General features: G+C 69.2%; 16 protein-coding genes, 1 tRNA gene and 2 pseudogenes. 9 read left to right on the top strand and 10 right to left on the bottom strand.

Translation table 11 applies throughout. The features are described 5' to 3' along the window. Positions 1–447 (bottom strand): thiamine pyrophosphate-binding protein (locus GWI24_RS25245; RefSeq protein ID WP_308344010.1); only part of this gene is annotated, 447 nt, incomplete at its 3' end. A gap of 175 nt (positions 448–622) precedes the next feature. Between GWI24_RS25245 and GWI24_RS25240 the strand changes: the two genes are divergently transcribed. Next, positions 623–814 carry a hypothetical protein gene (locus tag GWI24_RS25240; RefSeq protein ID WP_210948202.1) on the top strand — a complete coding sequence of 64 codons (192 nt, stop codon included), beginning with the start codon at positions 623–625 and terminating at the stop codon, positions 812–814. On the opposite strand, the gene GWI24_RS25235 is transcribed toward GWI24_RS25240, so the two are convergent. The 5 genes from GWI24_RS25235 to GWI24_RS46935 all read right to left on the bottom strand — a co-directional run bounded on the left by GWI24_RS25235 (position 791) and on the right by GWI24_RS46935 (position 4,101). Next, positions 791–1,552, bottom strand: a complete 762-nt coding sequence (locus GWI24_RS25235) for a class I SAM-dependent methyltransferase (RefSeq protein ID WP_210948201.1) — start codon at positions 1,550–1,552, stop codon at positions 791–793. The two genes, GWI24_RS25240 and GWI24_RS25235, sit on opposite strands and share 24 nt — an antisense overlap. A 10-nt stretch (positions 1,553–1,562) precedes the next feature. After that, positions 1,563–2,387, bottom strand: a complete 825-nt coding sequence (locus GWI24_RS25230; protein WP_210948200.1) for a MerR family transcriptional regulator — start codon at positions 2,385–2,387, stop codon at positions 1,563–1,565. A gap of 23 nt (positions 2,388–2,410) precedes the next feature. Beyond that, positions 2,411–3,220, bottom strand: a complete 810-nt coding sequence (locus GWI24_RS25225; RefSeq protein ID WP_247616858.1) for an alpha/beta fold hydrolase — start codon at positions 3,218–3,220, stop codon at positions 2,411–2,413. Positions 3,221–3,255: 35 nt separating this feature from the next. Further along, positions 3,256–3,480 (bottom strand): hypothetical protein, encoded by a 225-nt coding sequence (locus GWI24_RS25220; protein WP_210948198.1) that lies wholly within the window; start codon positions 3,478–3,480, stop codon positions 3,256–3,258. Between the two features lie 255 nt (positions 3,481–3,735). Next, positions 3,736–4,101 (bottom strand): general stress protein, encoded by a 366-nt coding sequence (locus tag GWI24_RS46935; protein ID WP_210948197.1) that lies wholly within the window; start codon positions 4,099–4,101, stop codon positions 3,736–3,738. A 178-nt stretch (positions 4,102–4,279) separates the two neighbouring features. Between GWI24_RS46935 and GWI24_RS25210 the strand changes: the two genes are divergently transcribed. The 6 genes from GWI24_RS25210 (at position 4,280) to GWI24_RS46610 (ending at position 10,235) form a co-directional block, all read left to right on the top strand. Then, positions 4,280–5,587, top strand: coding sequence for an ATP-grasp domain-containing protein (locus GWI24_RS25210; RefSeq protein ID WP_210948196.1), 1,308 nt, complete (start codon positions 4,280–4,282; stop codon positions 5,585–5,587). Between the two features lie 147 nt (positions 5,588–5,734). Then, positions 5,735–7,774: a CocE/NonD family hydrolase gene (locus GWI24_RS25205; RefSeq protein ID WP_210948195.1), complete on the top strand. Its 2,040-nt coding sequence runs from the start codon at positions 5,735–5,737 to the stop codon at positions 7,772–7,774. 55 nt (positions 7,775–7,829) lie between these two features. After that, entirely contained in the window at positions 7,830–8,489 is a 660-nt protein-coding gene (locus GWI24_RS25200) for a HemK2/MTQ2 family protein methyltransferase (RefSeq protein WP_210948194.1), read from the top strand. A 19-nt stretch (positions 8,490–8,508) separates the two neighbouring features. Next, positions 8,509–8,700: a CDGSH iron-sulfur domain-containing protein gene (locus GWI24_RS25195; RefSeq protein WP_210948203.1), complete on the top strand. Its 192-nt coding sequence runs from the start codon at positions 8,509–8,511 to the stop codon at positions 8,698–8,700. A 158-nt stretch (positions 8,701–8,858) separates the two neighbouring features. After that, entirely contained in the window at positions 8,859–9,836 is a 978-nt protein-coding gene (locus tag GWI24_RS25190; RefSeq protein WP_308344008.1) for a hypothetical protein, read from the top strand. A gap of 162 nt (positions 9,837–9,998) precedes the next feature. Next, positions 9,999–10,235, top strand: a complete 237-nt coding sequence (locus GWI24_RS46610; RefSeq protein WP_210948192.1) for a pyridoxine 5'-phosphate oxidase C-terminal domain-containing protein — start codon at positions 9,999–10,001, stop codon at positions 10,233–10,235. Positions 10,236–10,445: 210 nt separating this feature from the next. Here GWI24_RS46610 and GWI24_RS25180 read toward each other — a convergent pair whose 3' ends face one another. Then, a complete protein-coding gene (locus tag GWI24_RS25180) occupies positions 10,446–11,141 on the bottom strand; it encodes an alpha/beta fold hydrolase (protein WP_247616857.1) in 696 nt (231 codons plus the stop codon). Further along, positions 11,141–11,518, bottom strand: a complete 378-nt coding sequence (locus GWI24_RS25175; RefSeq protein WP_210948191.1) for a DUF1330 domain-containing protein — start codon at positions 11,516–11,518, stop codon at positions 11,141–11,143. Before GWI24_RS25175 ends, GWI24_RS25180 begins: the two co-directional genes overlap by 1 nt. Positions 11,519–11,734: 216 nt before the next feature. On the opposite strand from GWI24_RS25175, the pseudogene GWI24_RS25170 reads away from it, so the two are divergent. Beyond that, positions 11,735–12,645 (top strand): annotated as a pseudogene (locus GWI24_RS25170) (alkaline phosphatase); the annotation flags it as partial. Between the two features lie 1,239 nt (positions 12,646–13,884). After that, a complete protein-coding gene (locus tag GWI24_RS25165; RefSeq protein WP_210948190.1) occupies positions 13,885–15,225 on the top strand; it encodes a tetratricopeptide repeat protein in 1,341 nt (446 codons plus the stop codon). 597 nt (positions 15,226–15,822) lie between these two features. Here GWI24_RS25165 and GWI24_RS25160 read toward each other — a convergent pair. Next, positions 15,823–15,910: transfer RNA gene (locus GWI24_RS25160), tRNA-Leu, on the bottom strand. Between the two features lie 134 nt (positions 15,911–16,044). Next, a pseudogene (locus GWI24_RS25155) lies at positions 16,045–16,326 on the bottom strand (aldehyde dehydrogenase family protein); the annotation flags it as partial.

Raw genomic sequence — 16,326 nt, 5'->3', positions numbered from 1 at the left:
CAGCGCGGTCTTGAAGGCGCGGTCGATGACATGCCGTGCCTGGCCGGGGTGGGTGACCAGCTCGCAGTACTCGGAGACATCGTCGAACAGCCGGTCCAGGTGGATTTCCTGCTGATAGTGCGAGCCCAGGCTGAGCCGCTTCTGCTGACCCACGATGGCGACCACCGGCTGGTGGTCCAGCTTGGCGTCGTACAGGCCGTTGAGCAGGTGGACGGCGCCGGGCCCTGAGGTGGCGACGCAGACTCCGACCTCGCCGGTGAACTTGGCGTGGCCGCAGGCCATGAACGCGGCCATCTCCTCGTGCCGGACCTGGATGAACTCAGGGTCGCCCTTGGCGCGGTCGAACGCCCCGAGCAGCCCGTTGATCCCGTCCCCGGGATAGCCGAAGACCCGCGCCACCCCCCACTCCCGCAGCCGAGCCAGCACGAAATCCGATACCTGAGCCACGGCGCCTCCTCAGTAGTGCTGCACGAAGCACCTCACATGAGTAGCCGTCGACCGGGCCGGTAAACGTGGCGGCATGGGTCACGGTCGGCCGGGGCACCCGGCCGCCGGTCGGCAGCACGTACGCATGCGGCGGCCCGCCCGGGAACGCGGTGGCCCGCCGAGGGAGGACACGATCATGAGCGGAGAGAAGAAGGGCGCCCGGACGGCGGCCGAGGAGGTCGAGGCGGAGATCACCGAGGCCGAGACACAGGTGACCGGCGACGAGGAGGACAGCCGTTACGGCGAGTCGGGGGACGCCATCACGCCCAACGTCGACGCCCAGGAGGAGAGCCAGGGCGAAGGCTCAGGGACGGGCGGCCACCAGTAGGTCCACCAGATAGGTCTCCTCCACCTTCTCGTCCGGGAAGAGCTCGCGCAGCCGACCGCGCTCGGCGGCGAGAAACGCCTGGGTACCGGCCTCGCCGAGGACGAGGAACGCCGAGTGACTGGTGATGTTGGCCAGGTGGGTGTCGAGGGGGACGACGCGGCTCCAGCGCACATGGCGGCGGGTGACGCGGAGACCGGAGAGGCCCGCGAGCCGGACGGCGCGGCTGTCGTCGGGACGCCCCTGAGCGGCCGGCTCCACTCCGGAGTGGGCCGCGACGCGCTCGGCCTGGGCGGCGATCCACGGCACATCGAAAGCGGTGGTGTTCCACCAGACCGCCAGCGCGCCACCCGGGCGCAGCACGCGCAGCGCCTCCGGAACGGACCGGTCGGTGTCGGTCCAGTGCCAGGACTGTGCGTACGTGATCAGGTCGCGGGAGGCGTCGGCGAGGGGCAGGGCGTTGCCGTCGCCCCGGACGATCGGCACGTCCGGAAGCCTCCGGCGGAACTGGGCCGCCATGCCCGCACCCGGCTCGACGGCGATCACATCGGCGCCGCGCCCGCGCAGGAGGGCGGTGGCGATTCCGGTGCCCGCGCCGACGTCGGCGACGCGGGCGCCCGCGAGGGGGCGCCCGGCGAGCTCCTCGACGGCGTCGAAGAGGGCGGGCGGGTAGGAGGGGCGGTTCGCGGCGTACTGGGCGGCTGCCGCGTTGAACGAATGGGCGCGCGAGGTGGCGGTCATGCGCCCATCCTCACCCGTTCGGCCCCGCCTGCCGAACCCCCCGTGTTCCGGCCGCACCCCGGTCCACGCGCCCGACCTTGGTCCAGCCGGTCCAGCCCCGCTGCCTCAGCAGCTCGATCAGCCGGCGGGCCGACGGCATGGTGTCGAACGCCAGGGTGTCCATCACCCTGACCAGCGGTGGCTCGATCTCGGCGTCGTCGATGTAGTCCTCGCCCCGCTCCTCGGCCATCCCCGTGAGGTAGGCGGCCAGCTCGTCGGCCAGCCCGGCCAGCCCGGCCAGCCGTGGATCGTCGTCGGCGCGGTCGAGCGCCTGGCCGAGGGTGCGGTAGAAGCCGATGAACCGCGGGTCGGCGATCTGCTCCCGCTTGCGCGCCATCCACTCCGGGACCCGCTCGGGTGCGTGCGCGGCCAGCGGGATCCAGCCGTCGCGCTCCACCTGGACGATCCGCTCGTCGACCCCGAGCGCCCGCAGCCGGTCGAGAAACTCCACCACCTCCGGGGGCAGCGCCAGGCTGTCCCCGGCGGCGAGGCGGGCGATCCGCGCGCGGTGCCGCTGCCGCTCCCGGATCTCCGCCCGCAGCCGCTGGTCGATCTCCGCGACCGCCGCGGCGAACTCCTCCTCACCGGCCCGGAGCAGCTCCCGTACGCGTGCCAGCGGAACCCCGGCCTCGGCGAGGGTCCGGATCCTGATCAGCTCGACGACGGCGTCGGCGCCGTACCGCCGATAGCCGGAGTGGTCCCGCTCCGGCTCGGGCAGCAGCCCCTTGGCGTGGTAGTGCCGCACCGCGCGCACGGTCACTCCGGCGTACGACGCCAGCTCGCCGATGGTCAGCATCGGACCAGTCTCCTGGAAGCCGCTTATGCAGCCACCTCGTCGGCCGGGTGGCGCCGGATGATCTCCGCGATCTCCCGGGCGTGGGTGAAGACCAGCCGGTGGCCGGTGTTCAACCAGGTCGCGGAGGTGTCCGGCCGCTCGTGCACAAGCCGGTCGATGCCCGCACGCCAGAGCCGGTTGTGCCGGGGCGCACGCCCTTCGGTGCTGTCGCCCGCGATCGCGGCCGACATGATCATGTGGATCGGGCGGTCGATCTTCCGGTACCGGTCGAGGATTCCGGCCCGCACCACATCCATCTCCACCTGCAGATCGAGGATGTCCTGCGGGCTGAGCGACACCTGCCGCGCGGTGCCCCTGGCCCGCTCGATCTCCCGCCACATGGCCGGATCCTCCGCCATCGCGCGGAACTCCGGCAGGTCGGCGTCGGTGATGAACGGTTCGGGCAGAGGGTTCGCCCCGTCGATGAGGACGAGCCCGGCAACGGCGTCGGGGCACTCGGAGGCGTAGTGCACGGCCAGGTCCGCGCCCAGCGAGTAGCCCACGAACACGGGCGGCGAGGGGAGGTGAAGGCGTCCCGACTCCGCCAGCACGGCGAAGAGATCGCTCCGAAACGCGTCGAAGGAGTACCGGTCGGCGGCGGAGGCGAGGCCATGGCCCCGGAGGTCGAAGGTCACCACGTCGTGGTCGCGCCGCAGGAGTTCGATCAGCTCGTGCAGGTCGGCCTGGGTGGAGTTGAGGCCGGGGCACAGGACCAGTGGCCGTCCCCGGCCGCCACGGGACGCCGGGATCGTGACGCCGTCGTGGTGGACCGTGAAGTGCTGCGTCGTCGTCATGCCGACCATGTTGCGAGGTTGCCCCTGCGTCAGGGTCAACCGCAGCAGACCACCTCCTGGATCACGTTGGCTGCCCCCTCCGCGCTGCTCGACAGGATGGCGCGTGGTTTGCGGGTGGCCACGTTCCACAGCAACAGTCCGTATTCGGAGGGGGTGGCGAGCGTCTTGCCGTCCGAGCTGAACGCCAGGTGGTTGACCTCCGATGCGATGAGGGAGTCGCTGAAGGTGGCATCTTGTCCTTGCGGCTGTGGAACCGCCAATCGACCATGGTCATGGTCATGGTCGGGTCGGGACATGCTCCCCGTCACCCCGTCTCTCGCCGTTCGAGCGAGCGACAGGGTAAACGAACCCACCACCCCGTAACAGCTCTCCCCCCCCACAGGAAGACACGACACGAAGACCGGTGGGCCGTGCCGTACGAAGACCGGTGGGCCGTTCGCCGTGGCGTCGGGCCCACCGGTCTCGCAGGGCGGGCAGGGCTGTGGCTCCTGCCCGCCTCACTTCACACCGCCGGCTCAGCTACCGGTCCGGCCGCCACCGCTCTGGTGGCCGCCCTTCTGACCGGCTTCCGCGGCACGCTGCGGGTCGTTGGCGAAGTTGCCACCGCTCTCGTGACCGCCCCGCTGACCGGCCTCCGAAGCCCGCTGCCGATCGTTCGCGAAATTGCCACCGCTCTCGTGGCCACCCCGCTGACCGGCATCCGAGGCGCGCTCCCGGTCGTTGGCGAAGTTGCCACCGCTCTGGTGGCCGCCCTTCTGACCGGCTTCCGCGGCACGCCGCGGGTCGTTGGCGAAGTTGCCACCACTCTCGTGACCGCCCCGCTGACCGGCCTCCGAAGCCCGCTTCGGGTCGTTGGCGAAGTTACCGGGGTTGTCAGCCATGACTGGTTCCTCCTTATTCGCGGAGTTTCCATCTTTCTGGGGCGGCGGGTACCCGAGATGCGGACGCTAAACAGGGTGTTTTTCGCAGCGGTCGCATCGGATGCCCCGTCAGGATTGGCGGCCCGCAAGCGGGTACTCAGGACGCCGGAAAACGTCGGCGCAGGGAGGGACCACGCCCGTGGACGAGAAGAACATCTTTGTGATTGGCCTGGACGAGGCCAATGTGCCCATCCTGGAAAGCGGGCCCGGTGCCGGCCGGTTCCGGCTCCACCACCTGCTCACGGTCGAGGATCTGCAGAGCGGCGAGGTGTCCTTGGCGGACCTGATCGCGAAGGCGGAAGATGTTCTGGATGCCTTTGAGGGCAGCATCGACGCGATCGTCGGCTACTGGGACTTCCCGGTGAGCACACTCGTGCCGATTCTCAGCGAGCGCCACGGCACCCGCAGCACCAGCCTGGAGTCGGTGGTCAAGTGCGAGCACAAGTACTGGAGCCGACTGGAACAGCGGAAGGTGATCAAGGAGCATCCGCGGTTCGGCCGGGTGGATCTAGAGGCGCGGGACCCGCGGCCGCCGGAGGGCGTCCGCTTCCCGATGTGGCTCAAGCCCGCCCTCGCGTACTCCTCGGAGCTGGCCTTCTCGGTCAAGGACGAGGAGGAGTTCCGTACCGCGGTGAGCCGGATCCGTGAGGGCATCGGCCGCGTCGGCAAGCCCTTCGACGCCGTCCTCGAACGGCTTGAGCTCCCGCCGGAGATGGAGGGTGTGGGCGGTCAGGTGTGCCTCGCGGAGGAGGCGCTGAGCGGGGTGCAGGTCGCCGTGGAGGGCTATGTCCACCAGGGCGAGGTCACCGTCTACGGTGTGCTGGACTCCATCGACTATCCCGACAGCTCGTCCTTTCTGCGCCACCAGTACCCCTCCGCGCTGCCCGAGCCCGTGATCCGGCGGCTGCATGACATCTCGCGGCGGGTGATGCGGCAGATCGGCATGGACGGGGCCACGTTCAGCATCGAGTACTTCTACGACGCCGCTACGGACGAGATCAACCTCCTGGAGATCAACCCCCGGCACTCCCAGTCGCACGCCGAACTCTTCGCCTATGTCGACGGGGTGCCCAACCACCACTGCATGCTCAGCCTCGCCCTCGGCGAGGACCCCGCCCTGCCGTACCGCGAAGGCCCCTACGCGATGGCCGCCAAGTGGTACTACCGGTGGTTCGCCGATGGTGTGGTCCATGACGCCCCCGCCGACGAGGAGATCGAGCGCATCGAGCGCGAGCTTCCGGGCGTACGGATCGATGTGGTCCCCGAGGAGGGACAGCGGCTGTCGCAGTTGGAGCAGCAGGACAGCTACAGCTTCGAACTCGCCCACATCTTCACCGGCGGGGACAGCGAGGAGGACCTGCGCGAGAAGTACGACCGCGCTGTCGCCGCCCTGAACCTCCTCTTCGACGCCACCACCCCGGGCGCCCGGCAGGAGCAGCACGGCTGAGCCCCGACCGCCCGCGGACGCGACAGGCGCCACGGACACCGCCGGTGTGCCGGTCGCGTCCGTGGGCACCCGTGCACCCCTGTCAACAGGGCCGCCACCAAGGCCACCAAGGCCACCAAGGCCACCAGGGAAGGAGCATGTCGGCCTATGCGCCTCGTGAGCAATCTGCCGTGCGCCACGAAGGAAGAGGAACACATCACGATCCCCATGTCCGACGGCGTTCGCCTGTCGGCGCGCGTCTGGCGTCCCACGTCCTCGGACGAGGAGCCGGTGCCCGCGGTGCTGGAGTACATCCCCTACCGCAAACGGGATCTGACCTCCGTGCGGGACTCCGTCCACCACCCCTACATCGCCGGTCACGGCTACGCCTGTGTCCGCGTCGACCTGCGGGGCACCGGGGAGTCGGAGGGGGTGCTGACGGACGAATACCTGGGGCAGGAGCAGACGGACGCGGAGGAGATCCTGGCGTGGCTGGCCGAGCAGCCCTGGTGCGACGGCGCCACCGGCATGATGGGCATCTCCTGGGGCGCCTTCGCCGCCCTTCAGGTGGCCGCCCGGCGACCGCCGAGCCTGCGTGCCATCGTCATCGCCTCCTTCACCGACGACCGGTACGCCGATGACATGCACTACATGGGCGGTGCGCTGCTGTCCGACAACCTCGCCGAGGCGGGCACGATGTTCGCCTACGCCACCTGCCCGCCGGACCCGGTGGTGGTCGGCGAGCGCTGGCGCGGGATGTGGCACGAGCGGCTGGAGAACGCCCGCCCCTGGGTGGTGGAGTGGCTGCGCCACCAGCGCCGCGACGACTACTGGCGGCATGCCTCGGTGTGCGAGGACTACCAGGCCGTGCGGTGCCCCGTGCTGGCCTCCAGCGGCTGGGCGGACGGCTACTCCAACGCCGTGACCCGGCTGCTCGGCAATCTGGACGTACCACGCAAGGGCCTGATCGGGCCGTGGTCGCACAAGTACCCGCATCTGGGCGAGCCGGGCCCGGCCGTCGGCTATCTCCAGGAGGTGGTGCGGTGGTGGGACCACTGGCTGAAGGGCGTGGACAACGGCGTCATGGACGGGCCCATGCTGTGGACGTGGATGCAGGACAGCGTGCCCCCGTCCACCGCCTACGAGGAGCGCCCCGGCCGCTGGATCGCCGAGCCCCGGTGGCCCTCCCCCAACGTCGAGCCGGTGGTGCACCCGCTCACCGGATATCGCATCGCCGACCCCGGTGACACACCTCCCGGCCAGGAGGCGCGGGGCGAGCCGCTGACCGTCCAATCGCCGCTGTCCGTCGGCCAGTTCGCGGGTAAATGGGCCTCGTACAACGCGCCTCCGGATCTGCCGTACGACCAGCGGGAGGAGGACGGCGGTTCGCTGGTGTTCCAGACCGATCCGCTCACCGAGCGGGTGGAGATCCTCGGCTCGCCCTCCGTCGAGCTGGAGCTGTCGGCCAGTGAACCGGTCGCCATGGTCGCCGCCCGGCTCTCCGATGTGGCTCCGGACGGCCGCGCCACCCGGATCACCTACGGTCTGCTCAACATCGCCCACCGCGAGACCATCGGCGACCCCGAGCCCCTGGAGCCCGGCCGGCGCTACCGCGCCCGGGTGCGGCTCAACGGCGTGGCCCAGGCGTTCCCGCCCGGCCACCGCATCCGGCTGTCGCTGTCCACGTCGTACTGGCCGCTCGCCTGGCCCCCGCCCCGGCCGGCGCTGCTGACCGTGTACGAGGCCGACAGCGCCCTCACGCTGCCGCTTCGCCGGGCCTCCGCGGGCGAGGACCGGCCCCAGCGCCCGTTCGGGGAGCCCGAGGGCACGCCGCCCGCCGCCACCACCCGGATCACACCCCACGAGGAGCGCTGGGACGTCAAGCGCGACCTGGTGGGCTACCGGTCCGAGCTGGAGATCGTCAAGGACGCGGGCACGCTGCGCTTCGACGACATCGGGCTGGACGTCGGCCGCCGCGCGTACGAGCGCTATACGGCGGTCGCGGACGACTTCACCTCAGTCGGTGGCGAGTCGACCTGGACCATGCGCTTCCACCGCGACGACTGGGATGTGCGGGTGGTGACGAGCACGGTGCTGCGCTCCAGCGAAACGGAGTTCTTCGTGGATGCCACGCTGGACGGCTACGAGGGTGACCGGCGGGTCTTCTCGCGCACCTGGAACGAGACGCTGCCCCGGGACGGCCTGTGACCCTTCTCGGACATCGCCCGCGCACGTCACGCTCTGCCGGGGGTACTCGCCGCTGATGGTGTTCAAGACGCCTCCAGGTGTGTACGCCCCGCAGGACGACACATGGCTACTGGCCGAGGCCCTGCTGCGCGAGGACATCACGGCCGAGACGGCGGTGCTGGACGTGGGGACCGGCAGCGGGGTCCTGGCCCTCGCCGCGGCCGGACGCGGTGCGGCCCAGGTGACCGCGGTCGATGTCTCACCGCTCGCCGTGGGCGCCACATGGCTGCGCGCCCGCCTCAAAGGGCTGCCGGTGCGTGTCCTCCAGGGCGATCTGCTGACACCGGTCGCCGACCGCGGGTTCGATCTCATCGTGGCCAATCCGCCGTATGTGCCGGTGGCGGGGCGGCGGATCCGCCGAGGCCGTGGCGTGGCCTGGCGGGCCGGTGCCGACGGGCGGGCGGTGGTCGACCGGATCTGCCGCGACGCGCCACCGCTGCTGCGTCCCGGCGGGGTGCTGCTCCTGGTGCACTCGGGGCTGTGCGGCCCGGATCGTACGGTGGAGCGGTTGGAGCTGGCGGGGGCGGGGCTGCGGGCGGCCGTGGCCGACCGCCGCACGATCCCGTTCGGGCCGGTGCTGCGCGAGCAGGCCCCCTGGCTGGAGGCCCATGGGCTGATCGCCCCGGGCGAGACGAAGGAAGAGCTGGTGGTGATCCGTGCCGAACGACACATGTGATCTCGCGGTGAGCGTGCGGATGGGGACCGACGGCCCGATGCTGATCGAGGGACCGGTCGAGGTCACCCTGCCCGATGGCAGCGTGGTGCGCTCCGACCGCTTCATGGCGGCCGTATGCCTGTGCGGCCGCAGCGCGCGCTACCCGTGGTGCGACACCAGCCACCGCCGCAGGCCGCCGAGGTCACGGCGCGGAGCGGGCTCGGAGCAGTAACCGTGGAGCGGGCCCGGAGCGGGCTCGGAGCAGTAACCGTGGAGCGGGCCCGGAGCGGGCCCGGAAGCCCGGAACACCGCCGGGTCCCCGGACAGCGCGCGATCATCCGACGTCTGGAATATGTCAGGTAGGGGCACTCATCACGGATGCGCTGTGGAGTGCTCGACATCGGATCCCGTACCGTCCATCTCAAGATCGCCGACCTGTTCCCCGGTAGCCCCCCGGAGCCGGTGACCTCGTGGAAACAGCCGGTCCGCCTGGCCGACGCGACCGATCGCCAGGGGGTGATCCCCCGCGAGGCGATCCGGTCCCTGGTCGGCGCCGTCACCGCGAGTGCCGCGGCCGCGTCCGCCCACCACGTCGACCACCTGATCCCCTTCGCCACCTCGGCGGTGCGGGACGCGACCAACCGGGACGCGGTGCTCGACGAGATCGAGGCCGCCACCGGTATCCGCGTGGGTTTCATGAGCGGCGTGGAGGAGGCACGGCTGACGTTCAGGGCGGTACGCGGCTGGCTCGGCTGGTCGGCGGGGCGGATACTGCTGCTCGACATCGGCGGTGGCTCCCTGGAGATCGCCTGCGGAAGCGGCACGGACCCCGCCCTCGCCATTTCCCTGCCGCTGGGAGCCGACCGGCTCACCCGCCACCATCTGCCCGATGCCACGCCGGTGAAGAAGCGGGACGTCAAGGCGCTGCGCCGGCACGTACGCTCCGCCCTCGGACAGGCCACCGCCGAACTGCGCGCACAGCCCGCGCCCCTCTCCTGCGTCGCCACGTCCAGGACGTTAACCCAGCTGGCCCGCCTCGCCGGAACCCCGCAGCCCGGCAACGGTCTGCCCGCGGTCCACAGTGTCAGCCGTAAGGAGCTGGTGCCCTGGGTGTCACGGCTCGCGGTCAAGACGGACGGGCAGCGAGCGAAGCTGCGTGGCATCTCCGCCTCCAGGGCGCGTCAATGCCTGGCCGGTGCCATTGTCGCGGAGGCCGCCATGGAGGTCATGGCGGTGAAGCGCCTCTCCATCTGCCCATGGGCCTTGCGCGAGGGCGTTCTGCTCGACCATCTCTCCCGCCTCGAGGACAACCATTCGGAGTTCATGACCACGCCGCGCGCGATCCGCGCGCTCCCCCGGGAGGCGTAATCTGTCCGAAGGGCCGAGGGAGCGCACCGCGACGAAGAAGCGCGAACCCGGGAGTGGTGCCCATGGTGACGATTCTGCTGTCGACCATGTTCGCTCTGCTCGCGGCCCGGGATCTGGTGGCTGCCCGCGCTCGCGGTCACCGGAGGGATCGGTGCCGCCCTCGTGCTCACCGAACTGCGGCGCCCCGCCGGTCTGACGCGGGCGGCATCGCTCGCGGCGGCGGCCATCGGAAACGCCGTCACCGCGGCATTGGTCAAGTCGGCCATGAAGTACGCCATTCCCCTCACCGAGGCGGGGTTCTGGGCGGCGAGCGCCGACCGGGTGCACCACCGGGTGGCATACCGCAGGGACACCACCGCCGGCCCGGGCGCATGGCGCCATGAGCTGATGTGGCCCTGAGCCGCCACCGGGGGCGTGAGCCGCGCTTCGTTCTACCCGTGTGAGTGAGGCGGCCGCCACGCCCCCGCCCTGATCCATCGGCGGGATCGGCAGTGCGGGGACGGCACCGTCGCATGTGCGGCATCCACGTCTGTGCGGCTACCCGCGGTCCAGCGACGCCCAGAAGCGGGTGAGAACCTCGGCACCACGGCGCGGGTCATGCGTCATCCATCAGTGGCCCAGGCCGTCGAGGACGTCCACCCGGGCACCGGCCCGGCGCGCGCCGCGGCGCCGCTGCTCGACGGTTCCGACCACGTGGTCCTCGGTGGCGAGCAGCACGAGCCCCGGCCGCTGGGCCGCGTTCTCCAGGTCCCGGCCGAGTTCGGTCATCACCGGTCGCGTGGCGGAGGTGTAGAGCGCGATCACGGCCCGGCCCATCGCCTCGTTCTGGCCCTGGGCGACCCGCTCGGCCACCGCCTCGCCCATCCCCCGCTCGACGAGCGTCGCGATCCGCCGCTCGAGGGGCGCGCCGAAGCGTTCGGCCACATCGGCCTCGCCGACTCCCGGTGTCTGCCACCGCTGGGCGAGCTCATGCCAGACGTAGTCGGGATCGTAGATCCCGATCGTGTCGCTGACCCAGCTGCGTACGAGGTCCGGGCGGCTCATCACCGCGTTGAGGACGTGCCCGCCGCCCCAGTCGTGGCCCACCAGGTCGACGGGCTCGGCGAAGCGTGTCAGCTCACCGATCAGCCAGTCGCGATACTCCCGGACGGTCGCCCCGAACCCGGCAGGCAGCGGCGCGCCGAACCCGGGCGGGGACAGCCGGATCAGGTCGGCCGGGGCCGCGCCGGCGGCCTCCAACTCCGCGACCAGGAGATCCCAGACGGCCGCCGTCTCGGGATTGCCGTGTACGAAGACCGCGGGCATCAGATCACACCGCCCTGGAGCGGCACGGTGGGCTGCAGGACCGATTCCACCAGCGCCTCGGCGCGGAGATGGGCCACCGCCCGATAGTCGGGGTCACGGACCATGTCGGCGAACGCCTGGCGGCTGGGGTAGCGCACCAGGAGCACCGTGTCCCATGCCTGCCCGTCTTCGGCGACCAGGGCACGACCGCCGTCCCCCAGGTACTCCACCCGCAGTCCGTACCGCGCGTGGATCTCCGAGCCCAGCGCCTCCATATAGCGCTGGTAGCTCTCGCGGCCACCGTCCGGGCGGAACCGCAGCAGGTTCAGCATCACCACGGGGCCGCCGGGGTCCTCGGCCAGCAGCGCTTCGAGGGCCCGCTCATCCATCTCGATCATCAAAACCTCCTTCTGGATGATGAGCAGCGTATAAACTTGTTAGCCAACACGCAAGTTAGTTAGGGCCGAGTCGGCCGAGCCCAGGGCACACGCCGTCCGCGCCATGCGGGGGAAATAGGGACGGGCCAAAGCTTTCCCATCGGTTCACCAACAGCTGATGGTTTGGGATCCATTGGCATCAGCACCTGTCTCCTGACGCTTCAAGGAGTTGCTCCCGTGCACAGACCCTCCCGTCGTCACCTCACCCTCGCCACGGCCACGGTTGTCGCCGCTGCCGCCGTGGCCGCCACCACCTCCGCCGGCGCCTTCGACAGCAAGGAGCAGGCCCGGAGCGCCATCGCGGGCGGGAAGGCGAAGAACGTCATCCTGCTGATCGGCGACGGCATGGGTGACTCGGAGATGACGCTGGCCCGTGACTACACGGTCGGGGCCGACGGCCGGCTGAACCTGGACAAGTTCCCGCTCACCGGCGCCTACACCACCTACGCGGTCCACGCCGACGGCACCCCGGACTACGTCACCGACTCCGTCGCCAGCGGCACGGGTACGCCACCGGCAGCGTCACCACCTCCGAGCTCACCGACGCCACCCCCGCGGTGCTCGCCTCCCACGCCACCGACCGCTCCTGCCAGGGCCCGGCCGACATGGCCAAGTGCCCCGCCGGCACGATCGCCGCGGGCGGCCCCGGCTCGATCGCAGAACAGTCCGTGAACCACAAGGTCGACGTCCTCCTCGGCGACGGCAAGGCGCGGTTCGACCAGAAGGTCACCGACGGCACGTTCAAGGGCATGACCGTCACCGAGCAGGCGCAGAAGCTCGGTTACCAGGTCGTCACCGACAACGCGGGCATGAAGAACGCCAAGCCCGGCAAACCCGTGCTGGGCCTGTTCGCCTCCGGCAACGTTCCGGTGGAATGGACCGGCAAGGCGGCCGCGGTCGGCGGAACGGCCCCTCAGCGGTGTGTGACCTCCAACCCCAACCGCCCGGCGGCCACGCCGTGCCCGACCGACTCCGCCACCAAGGCGATCCAACTGCCGGAGGCCAAGCAGAAGCACTCCAAGAACGGCTTCTTCCTGCAGGTCGAGGGCGCCTCCATCGACAAGCAGGACCACGCGGCCGACCTGTGTTGTGGGTGCCCACGAAGTGGGCGAGGCTACCGAATAACTCTTCGCTGACCAGTGAGCGGCCGGTCCGCTGTTCGTTCACTACTGCTGTCATTGCTGTGATCCCTCCCTGGTTGGAGTGGTGCATGGCACTTGCTGACCCGCCCCGATCGCTAGCCCTTCCTGTTGCGAACGATCGGGGCGGGGGCTCACCCACCCACCAGGCGGGGATCAACACCGTCCGGCGGGTGGAGTCATGGGATGGGTCAGGGCTACTCGTCGCCGGAGTCGGGATGCGGCCGTGCCTCGTTGGGGAACTGGACGTTCCTGGAGTCAGTCATCCACTCCTGTCCGCCCCTCTGTGGGCGGAGAAACGCGACGAGTGGGCCCGGCATCTGGTGATCGAAGAAGAGTTCATCGACGTCACAGACGGCTTGAAGAACGCCCACGCGCCCCGTGGCGGCGTCGTAAGCCTCTTCGCCTGGATGGGGTCCCTTGTACGGCGTTGGCTCGTTCACCCGATCCACCCCCATCGAGGTCCGAACGGAGGCATCGTGTGACCGTCCGGATGGTGCCGGATCTTCAGTTCAAGGTCGGCGGCCAGTCGATAGTCACCGGCCTCCATGGCCTCTGCCTTCTCCTGCTTCAGCCGGGCACACGTGGCACAAGAGATCATCGGGTCCGCCCTCCGCGCCCAAGGTGCTTGTCGATCTTCTTCTTCAGGGTCTCAGCACGCTGGTCCAACTCCTTCTGAGTTGAGGGCTTGGGCGCCTCTTGCTGCGCCTCCTGCGGTTGGGCTGGAGGCTCGATCGCGCTCACCGCGAGACCCCCAAAGCTCGCTGCCGCTCGTGCCGGAGGACGTACAACGGCACGGGGTCGGTGTCCCAAGCGATCGGTAAACGGTCTTCAGTCGGGATACGCGGGAGCTGAAGCGTGGGCGAGTCCGCGATACAGACAGGCGCACAGGTCGAGGCGGGTACGGGCACGGCGACGCGTGCCGGTGTGGGCTTTGAGGCATCGGTTGTCCGATGGCGACCGGTGGCGGGGAATAACCTCCGCAGCCATGGCCTCATGGATCGGGCGATACGCTCTCTCATGTTGACGCTCCTTCGCAGCGTTGACCACGCCCCCGGACCGGTCGCACGGTCGCGGGGGTCCTTCTCGCTCTAGGCAACCGCTCCGCTACGCATCGCGGTACCGTGGCAAGAGCGGCCGTTTTTAAGAGCTTTAAGCGCCTGCTTTAGCTGAGGAGTTGAGCGCCGAGTGAGTGAGCGGAAGCCGAACAAGGGCCTGGAACGGCTGTTCCGAGAGACCGGGTGGACGCTGCGGCGGCTCGCACAGGAGGTCAACCGCATCGGCACGGAACGCGGAACGCCGCAGAAGTACCGGGAACCATCCGCTCATCAGTGGCTTCAGGGACACATGCCGAAAGAGGCTGCCCGACCGCTGATCCTGGAGGCGTTCGCCCGCAAGCTGGGCCGCCCGATCACGCACACTGAGGCAGGGTTCCCCCTGCCTGCTGACGAGTCGAACGCACGCCTGGGTACCGTTGAGGCGTTGATCGACTTGGGGAGGCAGGACATGGACCCCTCGCGCCGCAGTGTCCTTGGCGTGAGCCTCTTCTCTGTCGCGTTGACTGTGCCCAACTGGCCTGACGTTGTAGGCCGGATGGAAGCCATTCAGACAGGGCGGGTGCAGCGCATAGGGATGCCCGACGTTCATACGGTCGTGGCCATGACCGAACGGATCTCAGAGCTTGATGATCAGTTCGGTGGCCGACACGCACGCCCCATGGCCGCAGCATTCCTTGTCAATACGGTGACTCCATACCTTCAGGCCGACGCCACGGAAGAAGTCCGTAAAGCGATGATGTCGGCTGCGTCGGACCTGTGTTACCTCACCGGGTACATGGCCGTGGATGAAGGTGTTCACGGTTTGGCGCAGCAGTATTACTTGAAGGCTTTGGAATTGGCTGGAGCCTCGGAGGATCACCTAACTTACTGCACCACGCTGCGAGGTATGAGCGTTCAGGCAGTTGATCTGGGGCATGGCAGGGCCGCGATGAGGCTTGCCGATGCCGCTGCTGCCGCTTCCCCCAAGGCCGGTCCCAGGATGCGGGCATTTCTTGCTGGCCAACAGGCGCACGCTTCGGCGCAGATTGGCGAAAAGACCAAGGCGCTCATGTACCTTCGGGAAGCAGAAACCGCCATGGATAAGGCCGAGTCTCAACAGAAAGCATTTGGGTCATATGATCCGGCGGCCTTGAACTATCACACCAGCCAGGTTCGCTATGAGCTTGGTGATGTGACTGGTGCAGTCGAAGCAATGAAGCAGTCAGACCGATTGAGGTATGACGTTTATCGGCGCACTCGCGTCAAGGAGCGGGCCATTCTGGCCGAACGGCAAATCGCTATAGGACATGTGGAAGCAGCATGTGCCACTTGGCACAGCGCGCTTGACGACTACCCGCTAGTCCAATCAGGGAGGGCTGATCAGCGAATGCAAAGCATGCTGAAACTGATCAAACCGCATCTAAAGAATCATGCCGCCCGCGACCTGAATGACCGCGCACGAATGGTTCTGCCTGCCTCTCTACCGGTCTGATAAATGCGCGTGCCCCGACCGGATAACTCCGGTCGGGGCACTTTCTTTGGTTGGTTAGAGGAGATCACGGAAGGGGTTGTTGGATCGTTTGGGAGGGGCGGGCCGCTTCACGGGCTGGGCAGTACAAGCATCGGCGACCAGTCGGAGGGGGCCGCTCGGCTGCGACGACTGTGAGCGCGTCCGCTTCCTCGTTCCGTTCGATGAAGACCGCTTGAGCCTCAGGCAGGGTCTCACCCAGAATGCATTGCCTGCACCCTTATCTGCTACCGCAGACTCGCCAAATGAGATGGCTTCTAAAGCTGCCGGGGGGACTTCCGCATTCACGACTGGCGGCACAGCAAGATCACGAACGATCTGGAGGCCGGGAGAACCCCGTAGAGGTCTCCGCCAACGTCCGGCACCACTCGCCGGGCTACACCATGGCCCGGTACGGCCACTCTCGTAAGGACGGAGCGCGCCGACTGGCCGCCTCCGGTGCGGGCCGACTCGGCCTGTCGTCCCTGGTCTGACCTGGGGATTCGCTGGGCCGTTGGTCACGTGGTTGGTCACGCCACAGCCCAGAAAAGCGAAAAACCCCTGATAAACAGGGGCCTTGGCTGGTGTCCGAGGGGGGACTTGAACCCCCACGCCCGATAAAGGGCACTAGCACCTCAAGCTAGCGCGTCTGCCATTCCGCCACCCGGACCAGGTGTGCTCCGCGGCTCGGCCGCGGCGACATGGACCACGATACCAAGGTTTCGGAGTGCGTTTCACCTGCGTATGCCGGGCGCCCACCCCCGCGCCGACCTGGGGGGAAGCGGGGGTGGGCACGGAGGGTGGTCAGTCGGGCATCAGGTGGTAGTCGGGGAAGTTGCCGGGGAGGCGCTCGGGGCCCGGGCCCTCGGTGACGGCGTGGACCAGGAGGTCGCCGCCGACGAAGGCGCCGCGCCAGGAGGCGCCGAAGCCGCCGAAGAGCTCGTCGCGGTCGCCGCGGGAGCGGGGCTTGCCGTGGCCGGTCTTGAAGGCGCGGATCTGGGGGGCCAGGCGGTCGTAGGTGGCGGGGTCGTCGCAGGAGAGGGTGGTGACGAGGGCGCCGTTGCTGGCGTTCATGGCGGCGAGCAG

It is taken from the genome of Streptomyces sp. MK37H (genome assembly GCF_018035285.1).
GTDB classification, from domain to species: domain Bacteria; phylum Actinomycetota; class Actinomycetes; order Streptomycetales; family Streptomycetaceae; genus Streptomyces; species Streptomyces endocoffeicus.
Note: the sequence above shows the minus strand (reverse complement) of the source record. Positions and strands in the feature narration are given on the sequence as shown.

Bases quoted from the DNA above. Each gene is read 5' to 3' on its own strand.
- GWI24_RS25225 (WP_247616858.1), bottom strand. From the start codon at position 3,220: ATGACGACGACGCAGCACTTCACGGTCCACCACGACGGCGTCACGATC.
- GWI24_RS25240 (WP_210948202.1), top strand. From the start codon at position 623: ATGAGCGGAGAGAAGAAGGGCGCCCGGACGGCGGCCGAGGAGGTCGAG.
- GWI24_RS25175 (WP_210948191.1), bottom strand. From the start codon at position 11,518: ATGATCGAGATGGATGAGCGGGCCCTCGAAGCGCTGCTGGCCGAGGAC.
- GWI24_RS25195 (WP_210948203.1), top strand. From the start codon at position 8,509: ATGGGGACCGACGGCCCGATGCTGATCGAGGGACCGGTCGAGGTCACC.
- GWI24_RS25180 (WP_247616857.1), bottom strand. From the start codon at position 11,141: ATGCCCGCGGTCTTCGTACACGGCAATCCCGAGACGGCGGCCGTCTGG.
- GWI24_RS46935 (WP_210948197.1), bottom strand. From the start codon at position 4,101: ATGGCTGACAACCCCGGTAACTTCGCCAACGACCCGAAGCGGGCTTCG.
- GWI24_RS25200 (WP_210948194.1), top strand. From the start codon at position 7,830: ATGGTGTTCAAGACGCCTCCAGGTGTGTACGCCCCGCAGGACGACACA.
- GWI24_RS25235 (WP_210948201.1), bottom strand. From the start codon at position 1,552: ATGACCGCCACCTCGCGCGCCCATTCGTTCAACGCGGCAGCCGCCCAG.
- GWI24_RS25230 (WP_210948200.1), bottom strand. From the start codon at position 2,387: ATGCTGACCATCGGCGAGCTGGCGTCGTACGCCGGAGTGACCGTGCGC.
- GWI24_RS25205 (WP_210948195.1), top strand. From the start codon at position 5,735: ATGCGCCTCGTGAGCAATCTGCCGTGCGCCACGAAGGAAGAGGAACAC.